Raw genomic sequence first — 17,057 nt, forward strand, 5'->3', positions numbered from 1 at the left:
CGGCCCGGCCTAAGCTGGCGCCCATGCGAATCGCGTTGGCGCAGATCTCCAGCGGCACCGATCCGGTCGCGAACCTGGAGCTGGTGCGCGAGTACAGCGGACGGGCCGCCGACGCGGGCGCGGACGTGGTGGTGTTCCCGGAGGCGACCATGTGCCGGTTCGGCGTTCCGTTGGCGCCGATCGCCGAGCCGCTCGACGGCCCATGGGCGACGAGCGTGCGGCGCACCGCGACCGACTGCGGGATCGCGGTGATCGCCGGCATGTTCACCCCGGCCGGGGACGGCCGGGTGAAGAACACGCTGATCGCGGCCGGCCCGGGCAGCCCCAACGAACCGGACACCCACTACGACAAGATCCACCTCTACGACGCGTTCGGGTTCACCGAGTCGCGCACCGTCGCACCCGGCCGCGAGCCGGTGGTGATCACGGTCGCCGGCGTGCGGGTGGGGTTGACCGTCTGTTACGACATCCGCTTCCCGGCGCTGTACACCGAGCTGGCCCGCCGCGGCGCGCAGCTGATCGCCGTGTGCGCGTCCTGGGGCGCCGGCCCCGGCAAGCTCGACCAGTGGACGCTGCTGGCGCGGGCGCGCGCGCTCGACTCGATGACGTACGTCGCGGCCGCCGGCCAGGCCGACCCCGGCGCGACATTGACGAACACGGGCGCGCCCACCGGGGTGGGCGGCAGCCTGGTGGCGTCCCCGTTCGGTGAAGTCGTCGCGTCGGCCGGCCCGGAGCCGGAGTTGGTGGTCGCCGACATCGACGTCGAACGGGTGGCCAAGGCCCGCGAGAGCATCGCGGTGCTGCGCAACCACTCAGATTTCGCTCAGCTCGATAGGGCAGAATCGGTCGGGTGACGAACCCACAAGGACCACCGAACGACCCGTCGACGTGGGGCCGTCCTGGCAGCCCGGGGGCCTTCGGCCAGCCCCCCACCGAGCGGCCAACCGAGCAGATCAATACCGGCGGTGCCGCCGCGCCGCCGCCGTCCGCCGGTCCGCCGCCGGGTCAGACCGAGCGGTTGGGCACGCCCCCGCCGAGCATGCAGCAGCCCGATTACCCGCCGCCGCCTCCACCGATCCCGCCTGCAGGCCCGACGGAGAAGCTGGCCACACCCGGCGGGAACGCGGCGCCGGGGAAGAAGCGCCGCTTCCTGCGCGATCCGCTTTCGGTCGTGCTCGTCTGCATCATCGTGGTCTGCCTGGTGATCGCCGGGCTGGTCGGCGCCGAGCTGTATGTCCGCCACATCGCCAACAGGAAGGTCGCCGAGGCGGTGGCCTGCGAGGTCAAGGATCAGGCCACCGCGTCGTTCGGGGTGGCGCCGCTGATGCTCTGGCAGCAGCTCACCAAGCACTACACGAACATCTCGGTGACGACGGCGGGCAACCAGGTCCGCGACGCCAAGGGCATGAAGATCGCCATCGACATCCGTAACGTCCAGCTCAAGAACACCGCGAACTCCAAGGGCACCATCGGATCGCTCGACGCGACCATCACGTGGACGTCGGACGGGATCAAGGAATCCGTCCAGAACGCGATTCCGGTGCTCGGCCCGTTCGTGACCAACACGGTGACCACGCATCCCAACGACGGCACCATCGAGCTCAAGGGCATGCTGGACAACCTCACCACCAAGCCGGTGGTGTCGGGCACCGGCCTGAAGCTGCAGATCGTGAGCTTCAACGCGCTCGGGTTCACGATGCCCAAGGAGTCGGTGCAGTCGACGCTGGACGACTTCACGTCGCAATTCACCAAGAACTACCCGCTGGGCATCCACGCGGACAGCGTCCAGGTCACCTCGACCGGTGTGACCAGTCACTTCTCGACGCAGAACGCGAGCATTCCCACCGGCAACAACAACGACCCCTGCTTCGCCAACCTCTGACGGTCTGAGCCGTCCGGCAACGATGCGCGCCGGCGCCGGCGCGCTGAGGCGCCGGACCATTCAGCCCAGCCCGTCGAGCACCGCCCGGGTGCCGGACAGGCCCAGCCGGGTGGCGCCCGCGTCCAGCATCGCCAGTGCCGCGGTGGCGTCGCGGATGCCGCCGCTGGCCTTCACGCCCAGCCGGCCGCCGACGGTCTGGCTCATCACGGCGACCGCGCGCACCGACGCGCCGCCCGCGGGATGGAACCCGGTCGACGTTTTCACGAAGTCGGCGCCGGCATCCTCGGCCGCACGACACACCTGGACCAGCGTGCCGTCGTCCGTCCCGGACAACAGCACGGCCGACTCCACGATCACCTTCAGCACGGCATCGGGGACGGCGGCGCGCACGGCCGCGATATCGGCCCGCACCGCGCCGATGTTCCCGGCCAGTGCGGCGCCGATGTCGATGACCATGTCGACCTCGGCGGCGCCGGATGCCACGGCCTGTTTGGCCTCCTGCGCCTTGATCGCCGACGTGTGCTTGCCCGACGGGAAACCCGCCACGCTGGCCACCGGTAGGACTCCCCCGGCTCGCACGGCGACGGGCACCATCGACGGCGAGACGCACACGGCGTAGACGCCCAGCTCCGCGGCCTCGGCGACCAGGGCGGCCACGTCCGCCTCCGTGGCCTCGGGCTTGAGCAGGGTGTGGTCGACCATGGCCGCCAATTGGGCGCGGGTGGGTTTGCTCGCCACTAGAACCTCTCCTCGGGTCCGCCCGGGTTGCATCCGGACGCCACCATCTCGGCGTCGTCGACGACGGGTCGCCACGGCTCCAGGTTCCAGCTGACCTTGCCGGGCTCCGCCAGTTCGGCGAACTGCCAGTGACAGATGAACTGAGCGCGCATGCCGGGGGTGTCGGCGTTCGGTGACAGCGCCAGCACCTCGCCCCACGCCTCGTCGGCGAGGGCGGCGTTGGCGGGCTGTGTGGAGGCCAGCCGGCCCGACGGTGTCGGGTAGACGCGCAGGCTGGCCAGGCCATGCCACTGCGCCCACTGGGTGTGGTCGACGAACGGGGGCGACATCGTGACCGGGTCGGCCGCCGCCGCACTGCCCGGGCCCCACAGCGCGACGAGCGCCGCCGCCGGCGCCGTCAGCAGCGCCTTCATCGCGCTAGCGCGACTTACCTTGAATTTCCAGGAGTTTGGGTCGCACGTCGACCAGATACACGCCCGCCGCACACGCGGCGATGGCCATCCCGAGTACCCCGAAGACGAAACTCAGAATGGACGTCAGCGCGACGGCCCCGCCGAGGATCACCAGCCACACCGGCTTGGTCAGCTTGTCGGCGGCGGTGTAGGCGTCGGGCCGCTGCAAGGCGGCATGCACGAACGCATATACCGCCGTGACCAAGACGGCGATCTGCAAGACCAACATGACGGTACCCACGAGGTGGCTCACGCCTTAAGCGTATGCGGGCGCCATCGGAAACGTCGACTCAGAGTTGCCCGATCGACAACTCCGAGTCGGCCGCTCGACTTACTTCTGGGTGACCTTCTTGGCGGCGGCCTTCTTGGCCGGAGCCTTCTTGGCCGGAGCCTTCTTGGCGGGCGCCTTCTTGGCGACGGCCTTCTGCGCCTTCCCGGCGGCCTCGTCGGACTTCTTCGGCAGCTCGATGCCGACCAGCTTGGCCGCGCGCTCACCGACGGCGCGGGTCTGCGACGCGACGGTGCCCAGCGCCTCCTGGGTCAGCTCGACGGCCTGGTCCACGTAGCCCTCGGCGCGGGCGGAGGCGTCGTCCAGGCCCGTCTGGCTGCGCAGCCGCTGCAGGGCGGCCTCGCCCCGCTCGACCAGCTCGTTGTAGCGGTTGGTCGCCGCGTCCAGGTAGCCCTCGGCCGCCTTGCGCAGTTCGTCGCTGGTGAACCGCTCGCGAAGCTCGCCCAGCTGCTCGGGCAGGTCCTCCTGCAACTTGGTCAGGCGCGCGCGGCTCTCCTCCACCCGCGAGCGGGTGTCGGCGCGGGTCTCCTCCGCGCGGTCACGCAGGTTGGCGATCAATTCGTTGACCGTCGCCAGAGCCAGGTCTGCCGCGCCGAGGGCCGCCAGCAGGGGAGCCCGCAAGTCCTCGATATTCGTGTTGTCCGCCATGGTTCTTCCTTTCATGGTTTTCCGTTGTCGGCGTTCTTGGTGTTGTTGTGGGAGCCAGGCGAGCGGGTGTTTCTCCTCCGGGGACCGTCGGATCCTCGCTTCTGGGTAACCCGGGCGGTCGGTGGTCTATACGTCACCAGCGCTACCCGATGGGTTCGGACGAACACTCCTCGCTGGTTGGCTCACTGGATTCGTTTTGTTGGGTGAACGATGTGTAGATGTCGAGCAGAACCTGCTTCTGTCGCTCGGTGATCGCGGTGTCGGTGATGATGGCGTCGCGCACCTGGCTCTTGTCGCTGGGCTCGAGGATTCCGGCCCGCACGTAGAGCACCTCGGCGGAGACGCGCAGCGCCTTCGCGATCTGGTTGAGCACGTCGGCCGACGGCTTGCGCAACCCGCGTTCCACCTGGCTCAGGTACGGATTGCTGACACCGGACTTCTCGGCGAGTTGGCGCACCGAGACCTGCGCGAGTTCGCGCTGGCTCCGGATGAAACTCCCGATGTCCGACGCCATGTCGGAGGCGGCGTTGGACACCTTGGCGGAGAGCTTCTCCTCGGGCCCCATCGCGTGCTCCTGGGTCGGACGATCGATCGTGACGACCACAGACTACTACAAGTGCTTGCTATTGCAAGCACTTGTTAGCACTACTAGAAAAGTAGCTGCGCGACGGCGTAGATCACCAGGCCCGCCAGGGAGCCCACCACGGTGCCGTTGATCCGGATGAACTGCAGGTCACGGCCCACGTGGAGCTCGATGCGCCGGCTGGCCTCGTCGGCGTCCCAGCGCTCGATGGTTTCGGTGATGATCGCCGTGATCTCCACCCCGTATTGCGAAACCAGGTGCTGGGCCGCGCGCACGATCCAGTTGTCCACCTTGTCGCGCAGGTCGGCGTCGTCGCGCAGCGACTCCCCGATGCGGACCACCGTGTCGGCGATGCGGGTGCGCAGCGTGCTGGAGGGGTCATCGACGCCCTCGAGCACCAGCCGTTTCAGGGTCTTCCAGGCCGTCGCGGCGGCGTTGGCGATCTCGTCGCGCGCCATCAGCTGTTCTTTGATCGCGTCGGCGCGCGCGATGGTCTCCGCGTCGTTCTGCAGGTCGTCGGCGAATTCGAACAGGAACCGGGTGGCCGACCGGCGCAGCTCGTGATCGGAATTTCGGCGCACCTTGTCGGTGAAGTCCATCAGCTCGCGGTGAATGCGGTCGCCGACCAGGTGGTCGACGAAGCGCGGCGACCACGTCGGCGAGTCGCGCTCGACCACGCGCTGGATGACCTCGCCGGCGTTCAGCGACCACTGGAAGGCGCGGTCGGCCAGCAACTGGATCAAGGCCTCCTGCCGGTTCTCGGCCAGCAGGGTCGCCAACACCCGCCCGACCGGCGGCCCCCACTGCGGCTCGGCGATGCGGCGGACGATCATCCGGTCGATCACCTGCTGAACGTCGTCGTCACGCAGCAGCTCGACCAGCACCCGCAGCACCGTCGCCGTCTCGCCGGCCACGCGCTGGGCGTGCGCGGTCTCCGACAGCCACTTGCCGAGCCGGCCGGGCACCTGGGCGTCTCGCAGCTTGGTCTCCACCACCGGCGGCGACAGGAAGTTCTCCCGCACGAAGGTGCCCAGCCCCTCGCCGAGCTGATCCTTCTTGCGCTTGATGATCGCCGTGTGCGGGATGGGGATGCCCAGCGGATGCCGGAACAGTGCGGTCACCGCGAACCAGTCGGCCAGCGCGCCCACCATCCCCGCCTCGGACGCGGCTCCGACGAAGCCCACCCAGGCCCCGAGGTGGGCGTGCGCCTGGGCCCAGCGGCAGGCGAGGAACAGGACGGTGGCGCCGACCAGGAAGCCCAGCGCCACGGCCTTCATCCGGCGCAGCGCCACCCGGCGCTCCGCGTCGGCCTGCGGGTCGGCGCCGGCGAAGGATTCGGCGAACGAGGTGTGTGGACGCCCCGTTCCGGTCGACGGTGGCGTCGGGCTCGGCGCCGCGGCGTGCGGTCCCGACGCTTCGCCTCGAGGCGAGGCTCTGTGTACCACCACTCCATCATCTATCGTTCGCGGGCGATTAGTGTGACGACACTGGTCGGCGGCCCGCGCCGGGATGCGGCCGGAGCCCCAAACACGTCCGCACGCCGTAGTATCGAGGCGTCTAGTGAATGGGATTCGGCGACAGTGGCAGAGCGAATGTTGGCTGCGGCGGTTAAGACGGATGGCCGCAAGCGGCGCTGGCACCAGCACAAGGTGGAGCGCCGCAACGAGTTGGTAGACGGCACGATCGATGCGATTCGGCGGCGGGGCGGCACCCTGAGCATGGACGACATCGCCGCGGAGATCGGCGTCTCCAAAACCGTGCTGTACCGCTATTTCGTCGACAAGAACGACCTGACCACCGCCGTGATGATGCGGTTCACCCAGACCACGCTGATTCCCAACATGGCCGCCGCGCTGACGTCCAACCTGGACGGCTTCGACCTGACCCGCGAGGTCATCCGGGTGTACGTCGACACCGTGGCGTCCGAGCCCGAGCCGTACCGGTTCGTGATGTCCAACAGCTCGGCGAGCAAGAGCAAGGTGATCGCCGACTCCGAGCGGATCATCGCCCGCATGCTCGCGGTGATGATGCGGCGCCGCATGCAGCAGGCCGGGATGGACACCGGCGGTGTGGAGCCGTGGTCCTACCTGATCGTCGGCGGCGTGCAGCTGGCCACGCACTCCTGGATGTCCTCCCCCCGCATGAGCCGCGACGAGTTGATCGACTACCTGACGATGCTGAGCTGGAACGCGCTGAAGGGCATCGTCGAGGTCGGCGGCTCGCTGCAGAAGTTCCGCGCAGAGCCCCACCCGTCCCCGATCGTGCCGCCCCGTGAGCATTCGGATCGATCCCCGCTCGAGTGAGCTGCGACGCAGCGCGGCCGGATTTTTTGTCAATGCGGTCCGTCTCGTGTGACGCTATGACCGGCTAGGGAGAGCGACTTGCATCGCCGCAGCGGCTAGCATGCAGGGGTGCATCGGGGGTGACGCAGGGTTGCGTCGTGCTGGCCGGCGATCCCTGCCTCCGCATAACGAAAGGCTCTTCTCGACATGTCCGTGCAGCTCACGCCGCATTTTGGAAATGTGCAAGCCCACTACGACTTGTCCGACGACTTCTTCCGCTTGTTCCTGGACCCCACCCAGACGTACAGCTGCGCCTACTTCGAGCGTGACGACATGACCCTGGAAGAGGCGCAGCTGGCCAAGATCGATCTGGCGCTGGGCAAGCTGAAGCTCGAGCCGGGGATGACGCTGCTCGACATCGGCTGCGGCTGGGGCGCCACCATGCGGCGGGCCATCGAGAAGTACGACGTGAACGTCGTGGGCCTGACGTTGTCGGAGAACCAGGCCGAGCACGTGCAGAAGACGTTCGACGCGATGGACACGCCCCGCACCCGGCGAGTGCTGCTGGAGGGGTGGGAGAAGTTCCACGAGCCCGTCGACCGCATCGTCTCGATCGGCGCCTTCGAGCACTTCGGTCGCCAGCGCTACGGCCGCTTCTTCAAGATGGCCTACCAAGCGCTGCCGTCCGACGGTGTGATGTTGCTCCACACCATCGTTCGCCCGTCTTTCAAAGACGCCCGCGCGCGGGGCATGAAGCTCACCCGCGAGATCGTGCACTTCTCGCAATTCATCCTGACCGAGATCTTCCCCGGGGGCTGGCTGCCCACACCGCAGACCGTCGGGGAGTACGCGGTCACGGCCGGGTTCGAGCTGACCCGGGTGCACTCGCTGCAGCTGCACTACGCGAGGACGCTGGAGACCTGGGCGGCCGCCCTCGAGGCCAATCGCGAGCAGGCCATCGCCATCCAGTCCCAAGAGGTCTACGACCGTTACATGAAGTACCTGACGGGCTGCGCGAAGCTGTTCCGCCAGGGCTACACCGACGTGGATCAGTTCACGCTGGAAAAGTAGCGGAACGAACCCCGGTCCCTCGCCGCCTACTTCACGAGGGTGAACTGGCCGACATTGCTGATGCCCTTGCGGAAGAAGTCCTCACAGCCGGTCAGGTAGTGCATATACCGGTCGTAGACCTCCTGCGACTGGATCCTGATGGCCTCTTCCTTGTTGGCCTCCAGATTTGCCGCCCATATATTGAGAGTCCGCTCGTAGTGCTCACGCAGTAATTGCACCTTTTCGACCGAGAACCCGGCGGGCTCAGCGAATTTGAAAATATCTTCCTGCGTCGGCAACTGGCCGCCTGGGAAAATCTCGGTGCCGATGAATCGCGCGAATCTTATATCGCTCATCGTCAGCTTGATGCCGAGTGCGGGCATCTGCTGCCATTGATAGGTCAAAATGGTGTGCAAGAGCATCCGGCCGTCGTCGGGCAGGATGTGGTGGGCGCGTTCAAAAAACGCCGGCCAGCGGTCCGCCTTGAAGGCTTCGAAGGCGCCGATGGAGACAATCCGGTCGACCTTGTCCTCGAACTCTTCCCAGCCCTGCAGTCGGACTTCGACGTTGCGCTCGGTGGGGATGGCGGCGAGTTTGGCCTTACTGTAGGCAAACTGGTTGCGGCTCAGCGTGATCCCGATCACGTTGACGTCATACTTCTCGATCGCCCGCTGCAGCGCTCCCCCCCAGCCGCAACCGATGTCGAGCAGCGTCATCCCCGGCTCGAGATTCAATTTGCCCAGCGCCAGATCGAACTTCGCATTCTGCGCCTCTTCGAGCGTCATGTCGCCGCGTTCGAAATAAGCGCACGTATAGCCCATTGTCGGATCTAGGAACAGCGCAAAGAACTCATCCGAAACGTCGTAGATGGATTGCGATTCTTCATAGAACGGAGTCAATGTGGTCATGGGGTTCCCGATTACCCTTTCGTGTATTTAACACGAGCATACTAACCGGAAAACCCAACGCTGTCTTGACTTTCCGAGCGGAATATCGGCGTCGTCGGCGTTGCGCGGCGGGGCGTCAGTAGCTGTAGAAACCCCGGCCCGCTTTTTTGCCGAGCCGGCCGGCCTCCACCATGCGCAGCAACAGCGGCGGCGGACCGTACTGCGGCTCCTTGAATTCCTCGAACATCTTGTCCGCGATCAGCTTCAGGGTGTCCAGACCGACGAGGTCGGACAGCCGCAGCGGGCCCATCGGGTGTGACAGCCCGGCGACGACCGCCTTGTCGACGTCTTCGACGGTGGCAAAGCCGGCCTCGACCATCCGGATGGCCGACAGCAGGTAGGGAACCAGCAGCGCGTTGACGACGAAGCCGGACCGGTCCGAGCAGCGCACCACCTGCTTGCCCAGGACGGCGCTCGCGAACTCCTCGGTGCGCGCGGCGGCGGCTTCGTCGGTGACCAGGGTGCTGACCAACTCGACCAGCGGCAGCACCGGCACGGGGTTGAAGAAGTGCAGCCCCAGCACTCTCTGCGGGTTCTTGGTGGCGGCGGCGATCTTCATGATCGGAATGCTGGAGGTGTTGGACGCCAGGACCGCGTCGGGGTCGCTGATGACGCGGTCGAGTTCGGCGAAGATGTCCGCCTTGACGGCCTCGTCCTCGATGATCGCCTCGATGACCAGTTGGCGGTCGGCGAGGTCCTCGAGGTCGGTGGTGAAGGTCAGCTTGCTCAGCGCGCGGTCACGCTCGCGCTCGGTGACCTTGCCCGCGCTGACCCCGCGCTCCAGGGACTTCACGATGCGGTTGCGTCCGGCCGTGATCAGGGCCTCGGTGGTCTCGAACACCGTCACGTCGACACCGGCACGCACCGAGACTTCGGCGATGCCGGATCCCATCTGGCCGGCCCCGACAACCCCTACCCGCTGAATCGCTGCGTCGCTCACTGTCATCTCTTTCGGTGTCGTATCGTCTTGCACCGCAATAGGCCCCGCCCAGCATCAACTGGGCGGGGCCTACGCTACTTCATCGCCGAACAGGCGCGGAATCGCCTCAACTGGGCCGCAGAAGAACGATTCCGTGCCTGCTCAGCACCCCTCAGTGACTCAGTGACTCGCGGGCCAAAGCCCGCTCGTCCTCAGTGAAACTGACCCTCTTCGGTGGAGCCGGTCAGCGCGGTGGTCGACGAGGTGGGGTCGACCGTGGTGGCGATGCGGTCGAAGTAACCGGCACCGACCTCGCGCTGGTGCTTGGTCGCGGTGTAACCGCGCTCCTCGGCGGCGAACTCGCGCTCCTGCAGCTCGACGTAGGCGCTCATCTGGTTACGGGCGTAACCGTAGGCCAGATCGAACATCGAGTAGTTCAGCGCGTGGAAGCCGGCCAGCGTGATGAACTGGAACTTGAATCCCATTGCGCCAAGCTCCTTTTGGAACTTCGCGATGGTGGAGTCGTCCAGGTGCTTCTTCCAGTTGAAGGACGGCGAGCAGTTGTAGGCCAGCATCTGGTCGGGGAACTCGGACTTGACGCCCTCGGCGAACTTGGCCGCGAGCTCGAGGTCCGGGGTCCCGGTCTCCATCCAGATCAGGTCCGAGTACGGCGCGTAGGCCTTGGCCCGGGCGATGCAGGGCTCGAGGCCGTTCTTGACCCGGTAGAAGCCCTCCTTGGTCCGCTCACCGGTGATGAACGGCTGGTCGCGCTCGTCGACGTCCGAGGTGATCAGGGTGGCGGCCTCGGCGTCGGTGCGGGCGATCACCACCGTCGGCACGTCGGCGACGTCCGCTGCCAGCCGGGCCGAGGTCAGCGTGCGGATGTGCTGCTGGGTGGGGATCAGCACCTTGCCACCGAGGTGGCCGCACTTCTTCTCCGAAGCCAGCTGGTCCTCCCAGTGCGACCCCGCGACGCCCGCGGCGATCATCGCCTTCTGCAGCTCGTAGACGTTCAGCGCGCCACCGAAGCCGGCCTCGCCGTCGGCGACGATCGGCGCCAGCCAGTTCTCCACCGAGGTGTCGCCCTCCACGCGGGCGATCTCGTCGGCGCGCAGCAGCGCGTTGTTGATGCGCCGCACCACCTGCGGCACCGAGTTGGCCGGGTACAGGCTCTGGTCGGGGTAGGTGTGGCCGGACAGGTTGGCGTCACCGGCGACCTGCCAACCCGACAGGTAGATGGCCTTCAAGCCGGCGCGGACCTGCTGAACGGCCATGTTGCCGGTCAGGGCGCCCAGGGCGTTGATGTACTCCAGGTCGTGCAGCTGCTCCCAGAGCACCTCGGCGCCGCGGCGGGCCAGCGTGTGCTCCTCGACGACGCTGCCCTGCAGGGCCACGACGTCCTGAGCGGTGTAGGTACGGCTGACGTCCTTCCAACGCGGGTTGGTGTCCCAGTCCTTCTGGATCTGTTCGGCGCTCTTGGGGGTGCCAACGGCAGACATTGCGCATGCTCCTTAACGATCTTCACTACAGAGGTGGGTGAACGCGTCACCGGCGGTAGCTAGCGGCTCAACTTCGCTGGTGTGCTAACTCGAAGATGGCACAGCCTGACCACGCATTTCCACCCATTTCATTTGCCAATTTCGGCAACGACTCGGCGTGGATTAGCAAATCTTGCGAAGATGAACGGCAACTGAACCGTTTCAGAATCTACCCGCCGGTAACCAGAATCCGCAGGTCAGCCGGTGAATTAACGGGACGCTTGTCCGGTTAGCGGTTGAAGAGCGCGGCGACCGCTTTGGTCTCGTCGCCGACCGCATATGTGAGCGTTGTAACAGGCCGATCGACGAGCCCAGGACCGAATTGGTCGGTCGATCCGGCCGGATGGAGGTGCGAGATGATCTCGAGTTTGTCGCCCAGCGCCACCGGCGCCTCGTGCTCGATGGTGATGCGCAGCGGCCGCGCCATCAGCGCCAGGTGAGACGCCAGGTAGTCCTCGACGACGCTCCAGTACACCGAGTTGTTCATGTGGTCGAACAGGTCGATGTCGGTGACCCGGACGGGAAACTCGTGGATCTCGACCGCGTCGTCGCGGCTACCCGGCTTCAGGTAGCCCTTCCACCGCAGCCGGTCCACCGACGTCGTCTTGTGCAGGCCGGCCAGGAAGTCGTCGGAGATGCGCGACGGCATCTGGGTCTCCCGGTTGATGTTGATCCAGAACGCCTCGGACTCGATCAGCCCGCCCTTGCGTCCGTCGACGCGGACCCGCATCTCGCACCACCGGTTGGAGGTGCCCGAACACCACCGCCGGCACCGCAGCATGTCCTGGAATTCGATCGGGCGGAGCAGGTCGACCATGGTGCGCCGGACGATCCACAGCGGGTGGGTCTCCTCGAAACCCATCTCGCGCAGCTGGTCCTGGCCGATGTCCTGGATGTGCCGCGCGGCCGCGTCCAGCCGCAGCCGGCCCGTGCGGTCGATGTCGGCGACCCGCAGCGGCCACTCGCGATCGAACACGTCGGGGTGACCGTCGGGCACCGGCATCAGTTCTTTGTCCAGGCTCACGGCTTCGCTCCCCGTTTCCTCCTCGTACGCAACCCCAGGCTTAGCCCTGAGGCCTCCGCTGCGAATCATGCCAACGACCTGGGGCAAAAACCAATTCCGACGCGACCGGCGCCGCTGCGAACTCTGCCAATTTCCGCTTAGCAGGCCCGGTAAGCTGGGTGAAGTGTCCAAGACGTTCGTGGGCTCCCGGGTCCGCCAGCTGCGCAGCGAGCGCGGGTTCTCCCAGGCCGCCCTGGCCCAGATGCTGGAGATCTCGCCGAGCTACCTCAACCAGATCGAGCATGACGTCCGCCCCCTGACGGTGGCGGTGCTGCTGCGGATCACCGAGGTGTTCGGCGTCGACGCCACCTTCTTCGCGCCCCAGGACGACACCAGGCTGGTCGCCGAGCTGCGCGAGGTCACCATGGACCGCGACCTGGACATCGACGTCGACCCGACCGAGGTGGCCGAGATGGTCAGCGCCCACCCCACCCTGGCCCGGGCGGTGGTCAACCTGCACCGGCGCTACCGGATCACCACGGCGCAGCTGGCCGCCGCCACCGAGGAGCGGTACTCCGACGGCAGCGGCACCGGGTCGATCACCATGCCGCACGAAGAGGTGCGCGACTACTTCTACCAACGGCAGAACTACCTGCACGAGCTGGACACCGCCGCCGAAGACCTGACCATCCAGATGCGGCTGCACCACGGCGACCTGGCCCGCGAGCTGAATCGCCGGCTGACCGAGGTGCACGGGGTGCACATCAACAGGAGGATCGATCTCGGCGACACGGTGCTGCACCGGTATGACCCGCAAACCAAGACGCTGGAGATCAGCAACCACCTCTCGCTGGGTCAGCAGGTCTTCAAGATGGCCGCCGAATTGGCCTACCTCGAGTACGGCGACCTCATCGACGCCTTGGTGGAGGAGGGCAAGTTCACCAGCGACGAGTCGCACACGCTGGCCCGTCTCGGGCTGGCCAACTACTTCGCCGCGGCCGCGGTGCTGCCCTACCGCCAGTTCCACGACGTGTCGGAGAATTTCCGCTACGACGTCGAGCGGCTGTCCTCGTTCTACTCGGTGAGCTATGAGACCATCGCGCACCGGCTTTCGACGATGCAACGGCCGTCGATGCGCGGGGTGCCGTTCTCCTTCGTCCGGGTCGACCGGGCCGGCAACATGTCAAAGCGCCAGTCCGCCACCGGCTTTCACTTCTCCTCCAGCGGCGGCACCTGCCCGCTGTGGAACGTGTACGAGACGTTCGCCAACCCCGGCAAGATCCTGGTCCAGATCGCCCAGATGCCCGACGGCCGCAACTACATGTGGGTGGCCCGCACGGTGGAGCGCCGCGCCGCCCGGTATGGTCAGCCCGGTAAAACCTTCGCGATCGGACTGGGTTGCGAGCTTCGCCACGCGCACCGGCTCGTCTACTCGGAAGGACTCGACGTCTCGGGGGATTCAGGAACAGTGGCCACACCGATCGGCGCGGGCTGCCGGGTCTGCGAACGCGACAACTGCCCGCAGCGGGCTTTCCCGGCCCTGGGGCGCGCGCTGGATCTCGACGAGCACCGCAGCACCGTCTCCCCCTACCTGGTGAAGCAGCCGTGACCGCACCTCGGCACGGCCGCATCCCGTCGGGGCGGTTCCGCGAACTGGGCCCGATCAACTGGGTGCTGGCGAAGGCGGCCGCGCGCACGGTGCGGGCTCCCGAGATGCACCTGTTCACCACGTTGGGCCAGCACCGGTTGCTCTTCTTGGCGTGGAGCATCTACAGCGGCCGCGTGCTGCGCGGCCGGCTGCCCGCGATCGACACCGAGCTGGTGATCCTGCGGGTCGCCCACCTGCGCGCCTGCGAATACGAGCTGCAGCACCACCGCCGGATGGCCGCGAAGCAGGGCCTGAACGCGGACCTGCAGGCCGCCATCTTCGCCTGGCCCGAGCGGCTGGACCGCGTCGAGGCGCGCCTGACCGTGCGGCAGCAGGCGCTGCTGGCGGCGACGGACGAGCTCATCAAGGACCGCACCATCACCGACGCCACCTGGCAGCGGCTCGCCGAGCACCTCGACCGGCGTCAGCTGATCGAATTCTGCTTGCTGGCAAGCCAATACGACGGGCTGGCCGCGACGATGGCGGCACTGGACATCCCGCTGGACAACCCGCGCTAGCCCGCGGTCAAAGGTAGACGTTGGCGAAGACGGCCAGCGTCAGCAGCAGCGGCGGCAGGGACAGCGCGAACCCGAACCCCGACCACGCGTAGTTACGGCGCCGGCGCATCAGCGACGCCCACGTGGTGGCGCAGACGGCCAGGGCGAGCGAGAGCAGCAACACCGTGGGGGCCCACCGGCCCACCGCCGCGTTGTCGTCGGCGATCGAAAAAGCCGCCAGCCACAGGACATAGCCCGCGGCCAGGCCGCCGACGGCCCCCAGAACGACGTCGCTGCGCATGCGGCTGCTAGAAGTTGATCATGTGGCCGACCAGGCCGTGGAAGCACTCCTGCAGCGCCTCGGACATGGTCGGATGGGTGTGCACGTTGCGCGCCAGCTCGGTGGCGGTCAGGTCCCACTTCTGCGCCAGCGTCAGCTCGGGCAGCAGCTCGGACACGTCGTGGCCGATCAGGTGCCCGCCCAGCAGCTCGAGGTGTCTGGCGTCGGCGACCAGCTTGACGAAGCCGCTGGGGTCGCCCAGGCCGTGGGCCTTGCCGTTGGCGGTGAACGGGAACTTGGCCACCACGACGTCGTAACCTTCGTCGCGGGCCTGCTGCTCGGTCAGTCCGAAGCTGGCCACCTGCGGCTGGCAGAAGGTGGCCCGCGGCAGCATCCGGCAGTCGCCGAGCGGCAAAGTCTCGGCGCCGGCGATGGTTTCGGCCGCCACCACGCCCATGGCCTCGGCGACGTGGGCCAGCATGAGGAAGGCGGTGACGTCGCCGATGGCGTAGATGTGGGGCACGCTGGTGCGCATGTACTCGTTGATGCCGATACCCCGGTGTTCGTTCAGCGCCACGCCGGCCTTCTCCAGCCCGTAGCCCTCGACGTTGGGCGCGAACCCGATGGCCTGCAACACCTTTGCGGCCTTGAGCTCCTCGGGCTTGCCGTCCTTGCTGACGGCCACGGTGACCTCGCTGCCGTTGTCGTCGATGGACTCGACCTTGGTGCCGGTGAGGATCTTGATGCCCAGCTTCTTGAACTGCTTCTCGATCTCCTTGGAGACCTCGGCGTCCTCGTTGGGCAGCGCGCGCGGCAAGAACTCCACGATGGTCACGTCCACGCCGTAGTTGCGCATGACGTAGCCGAACTCCATGCCGATCGCGCCGGCGCCGGCGATGACGATCGACTCCGGCAGCTCGCGGGACAGGATCTGCTCTTCGTAGGTGACCACGTTGGCCGACAGCGACGTCCCGGGGACCAGCCGGGTGCTGCTGCCGGTGGCGATGATGGCGTTGTCGAACGTCACGGTTTCGGTACCGCCGTCGTTGAGGTCGACGGACACCGTGTTGGCGTCGGTGAACCGGCCGTAGCCGTGGATCTCGGTGATCTTGTTCTTCTTCATCAGGAAGTGCACGCCGGCCACCCGGCCCTCGGCCACCTTGCGGCTGCGGTCGAAGGCGGCGCCGTAGTCGAACGTCGCGTCGCCGCTCATCCCGAAAGCCTTGCCCTCCTTGGTGAAGATGTGCACCAGCTCGGCGTTGCGCAGCAACGCCTTGGAGGGGATGCAGCCGACGTTGAGGCAGACTCCGCCCCAGTACTTCGGCTCGATGATTGCGGTGTTCAGGCCGAGCTGTGCGGCGCGGACGGCTGCGACATATCCGCCGGGACCGGCCCCGAGGACGACGACGTCAAAATGGGTCACGGCCCCTACCCTAGTGGCCGCCCGGGTCCGGCGTTAATACGGAATGAGGCCGACGAGACAGTGGCCCACCCGGGCGCAGTGGTAATACCCGTCCAGGGGCGCCGCGGCGGCCAGGGAGGCGAACGGCCCCGACATCACCGCCAGCGACAGCGCGGCGACCAGCGGCCTGCCCTCGACCATCGCGAGCAGCACGCCGGCGACCGCGCAGGCCACCACATAGACCAGGATCACGAACAGCACCGGGGTGACGTCGGCCGAGTGATACCACCAATAGAACAGGCCGAACCCGACGACGGCCGCCACCGACCACACGCCGATGACGACCAGCAGCAGCTTCCACCACTTGAGGTAGAGGTAGCGGCCGGGAACGGTGACCGGCTGCACCGGCCCGACAGCGGAGTCGGCGCCGGAATCCTCCCCGGCGGCGGCCGGCGCGGGCGCCTCGGGCTCGTCGGTCGCCGCGGCGGCCTCCTCACCTTCCTCCTCGTCGTCGGAGAAATCCGGTATCCAGGACTGCGTCCCGGTGTCCTCGTCGGAATCGGAGAAGTCCGGCACCCAGGACTGGGTGCCGGGGCTGGACGGGGTTTCGTCGTCAGCCACGGGCGGTCACCTGGAGGGCGACGAGCACGCCGAACCAGCCGGTCGCCAGGGCCAGGACAAACGCGCCCAGCGTCGTCACCCACCGGCGTCCGGAGAACAGGATCGTCACCAGCCCGGCCACGCTGGGAATCCCGACCACTGACGCCAGGGCGAACGCGGGGCGCACGCCCGGATGGGCCGCCACGGCGAATCCCACCCCGGCGAGTAACCCGACCGCGGCGCCGATCAGCATGGCGGCGGCCAGCGACCGTGGACGCGGGAGGGGGATCACGATTCCG

General features: G+C 67.3%; 20 protein-coding genes. 6 read left to right on the top strand and 14 right to left on the bottom strand.

The window, feature by feature from the left end:
- Positions 1-23: 23 nt before the first annotated feature.
- On the top strand, positions 24-854 hold the full coding sequence (locus U8D42_RS18800) for a carbon-nitrogen hydrolase family protein (protein ID WP_322858635.1): 831 nt from the start codon (positions 24-26) through the stop codon (positions 852-854).
- A complete protein-coding gene (locus tag U8D42_RS18805) occupies positions 851-1,882 on the top strand; it encodes an LmeA family phospholipid-binding protein (RefSeq protein ID WP_322858634.1) in 1,032 nt (343 codons plus the stop codon). The genes U8D42_RS18800 and U8D42_RS18805 overlap by 4 nt, the downstream gene beginning before the upstream one ends.
- A 60-nt stretch (positions 1,883-1,942) precedes the next feature.
- On the opposite strand, the gene deoC is transcribed toward U8D42_RS18805, so the two are convergent.
- From deoC to U8D42_RS18835, 6 genes are all read right to left on the bottom strand, one after another.
- Positions 1,943-2,620 (bottom strand): deoxyribose-phosphate aldolase, encoded by a 678-nt coding sequence (deoC, locus tag U8D42_RS18810; protein ID WP_322858633.1) that lies wholly within the window; start codon positions 2,618-2,620, stop codon positions 1,943-1,945.
- The gene (locus U8D42_RS18815; RefSeq protein ID WP_322858632.1) at positions 2,620-3,033 is read right to left on the bottom strand and encodes a DUF2599 domain-containing protein; all 414 of its coding nucleotides are present in this window, start codon (positions 3,031-3,033) and stop codon (positions 2,620-2,622) included. The genes deoC and U8D42_RS18815 overlap by 1 nt, the downstream gene beginning before the upstream one ends.
- 4 nt (positions 3,034-3,037) lie before the next feature.
- Positions 3,038-3,325, bottom strand: coding sequence for a DUF2516 family protein (locus U8D42_RS18820; protein WP_067920761.1), 288 nt, complete (start codon positions 3,323-3,325; stop codon positions 3,038-3,040).
- A gap of 78 nt (positions 3,326-3,403) precedes the next feature.
- On the bottom strand, positions 3,404-4,009 hold the full coding sequence (locus U8D42_RS18825; protein WP_322858631.1) for a heparin-binding hemagglutinin: 606 nt from the start codon (positions 4,007-4,009) through the stop codon (positions 3,404-3,406).
- Between the two features lie 142 nt (positions 4,010-4,151).
- Complete coding sequence (locus U8D42_RS18830; RefSeq protein ID WP_085240809.1) at positions 4,152-4,574, bottom strand: helix-turn-helix domain-containing protein; 423 nt, start codon at positions 4,572-4,574, stop codon at positions 4,152-4,154.
- A gap of 83 nt (positions 4,575-4,657) precedes the next feature.
- Positions 4,658-5,884: a DUF445 domain-containing protein gene (locus tag U8D42_RS18835; RefSeq protein ID WP_322858826.1), complete on the bottom strand. Its 1,227-nt coding sequence runs from the start codon at positions 5,882-5,884 to the stop codon at positions 4,658-4,660.
- Positions 5,885-6,172: 288 nt separating this feature from the next.
- Between U8D42_RS18835 and U8D42_RS18840 the strand changes: the two genes are divergently transcribed.
- Entirely contained in the window at positions 6,173-6,895 is a 723-nt protein-coding gene (locus tag U8D42_RS18840) for a TetR/AcrR family transcriptional regulator (protein WP_322858630.1), read from the top strand.
- A gap of 186 nt (positions 6,896-7,081) precedes the next feature.
- The gene (gene pcaA / locus U8D42_RS18845) at positions 7,082-7,945 is read left to right on the top strand and encodes a cyclopropane mycolic acid synthase PcaA (protein WP_085240806.1); all 864 of its coding nucleotides are present in this window, start codon (positions 7,082-7,084) and stop codon (positions 7,943-7,945) included.
- Positions 7,946-7,971: 26 nt separating this feature from the next.
- On the opposite strand, the gene U8D42_RS18850 is transcribed toward pcaA, so the two are convergent.
- The 4 genes from U8D42_RS18850 to U8D42_RS18865 all read right to left on the bottom strand — a co-directional run bounded on the left by U8D42_RS18850 (position 7,972) and on the right by U8D42_RS18865 (position 12,352).
- The gene (locus tag U8D42_RS18850) at positions 7,972-8,832 is read right to left on the bottom strand and encodes a cyclopropane mycolic acid synthase family methyltransferase (protein ID WP_322858629.1); all 861 of its coding nucleotides are present in this window, start codon (positions 8,830-8,832) and stop codon (positions 7,972-7,974) included.
- A 115-nt stretch (positions 8,833-8,947) separates the two neighbouring features.
- Positions 8,948-9,811, bottom strand: a complete 864-nt coding sequence (locus U8D42_RS18855; RefSeq protein WP_322858628.1) for a 3-hydroxybutyryl-CoA dehydrogenase — start codon at positions 9,809-9,811, stop codon at positions 8,948-8,950.
- Positions 9,812-10,002: 191 nt separating this feature from the next.
- Entirely contained in the window at positions 10,003-11,289 is a 1,287-nt protein-coding gene (gene aceA / locus U8D42_RS18860) for an isocitrate lyase (protein WP_085240803.1), read from the bottom strand.
- A 268-nt stretch (positions 11,290-11,557) separates the two neighbouring features.
- A complete protein-coding gene (locus tag U8D42_RS18865) occupies positions 11,558-12,352 on the bottom strand; it encodes an acyl-[acyl-carrier-protein] thioesterase (protein ID WP_085240802.1) in 795 nt (264 codons plus the stop codon).
- Between the two features lie 163 nt (positions 12,353-12,515).
- On the opposite strand from U8D42_RS18865, the gene ramB reads away from it, so the two are divergent.
- Both ramB and U8D42_RS18875 read left to right on the top strand, forming a co-directional pair.
- Positions 12,516-13,940 carry an acetate metabolism transcriptional regulator RamB gene (ramB, locus tag U8D42_RS18870; protein WP_085240801.1) on the top strand — a complete coding sequence of 475 codons (1,425 nt, stop codon included), beginning with the start codon at positions 12,516-12,518 and terminating at the stop codon, positions 13,938-13,940.
- Positions 13,937-14,497 carry a carboxymuconolactone decarboxylase family protein gene (locus U8D42_RS18875; RefSeq protein ID WP_085240800.1) on the top strand — a complete coding sequence of 187 codons (561 nt, stop codon included), beginning with the start codon at positions 13,937-13,939 and terminating at the stop codon, positions 14,495-14,497. The genes ramB and U8D42_RS18875 overlap by 4 nt, the downstream gene beginning before the upstream one ends.
- A gap of 7 nt (positions 14,498-14,504) precedes the next feature.
- Here the strand turns inward: U8D42_RS18875 and U8D42_RS18880 are convergent, their stop codons facing one another.
- The 4 genes from U8D42_RS18880 to U8D42_RS18895 are packed head-to-tail and all read right to left on the bottom strand — an operon-like array spanning position 14,505 to position 17,050.
- Positions 14,505-14,777: a hypothetical protein gene (locus tag U8D42_RS18880; RefSeq protein ID WP_085240799.1), complete on the bottom strand. Its 273-nt coding sequence runs from the start codon at positions 14,775-14,777 to the stop codon at positions 14,505-14,507.
- 7 nt (positions 14,778-14,784) lie between these two features.
- The gene (gene lpdA / locus U8D42_RS18885; RefSeq protein ID WP_085240798.1) at positions 14,785-16,179 is read right to left on the bottom strand and encodes a dihydrolipoyl dehydrogenase; all 1,395 of its coding nucleotides are present in this window, start codon (positions 16,177-16,179) and stop codon (positions 14,785-14,787) included.
- A 33-nt stretch (positions 16,180-16,212) separates the two neighbouring features.
- Positions 16,213-16,779 carry a hypothetical protein gene (locus U8D42_RS18890; protein ID WP_322858627.1) on the bottom strand — a complete coding sequence of 189 codons (567 nt, stop codon included), beginning with the start codon at positions 16,777-16,779 and terminating at the stop codon, positions 16,213-16,215.
- Positions 16,772-17,050, bottom strand: coding sequence for a putative holin (locus U8D42_RS18895; protein WP_322858626.1), 279 nt, complete (start codon positions 17,048-17,050; stop codon positions 16,772-16,774). The genes U8D42_RS18890 and U8D42_RS18895 overlap by 8 nt, the downstream gene beginning before the upstream one ends.
- Positions 17,051-17,057 lie beyond the last annotated feature (7 nt).

The sequence above is a fragment of the Mycobacterium europaeum genome, from assembly GCF_034555895.2.
GTDB lineage: Bacteria > Actinomycetota > Actinomycetes > Mycobacteriales > Mycobacteriaceae > Mycobacterium > Mycobacterium europaeum.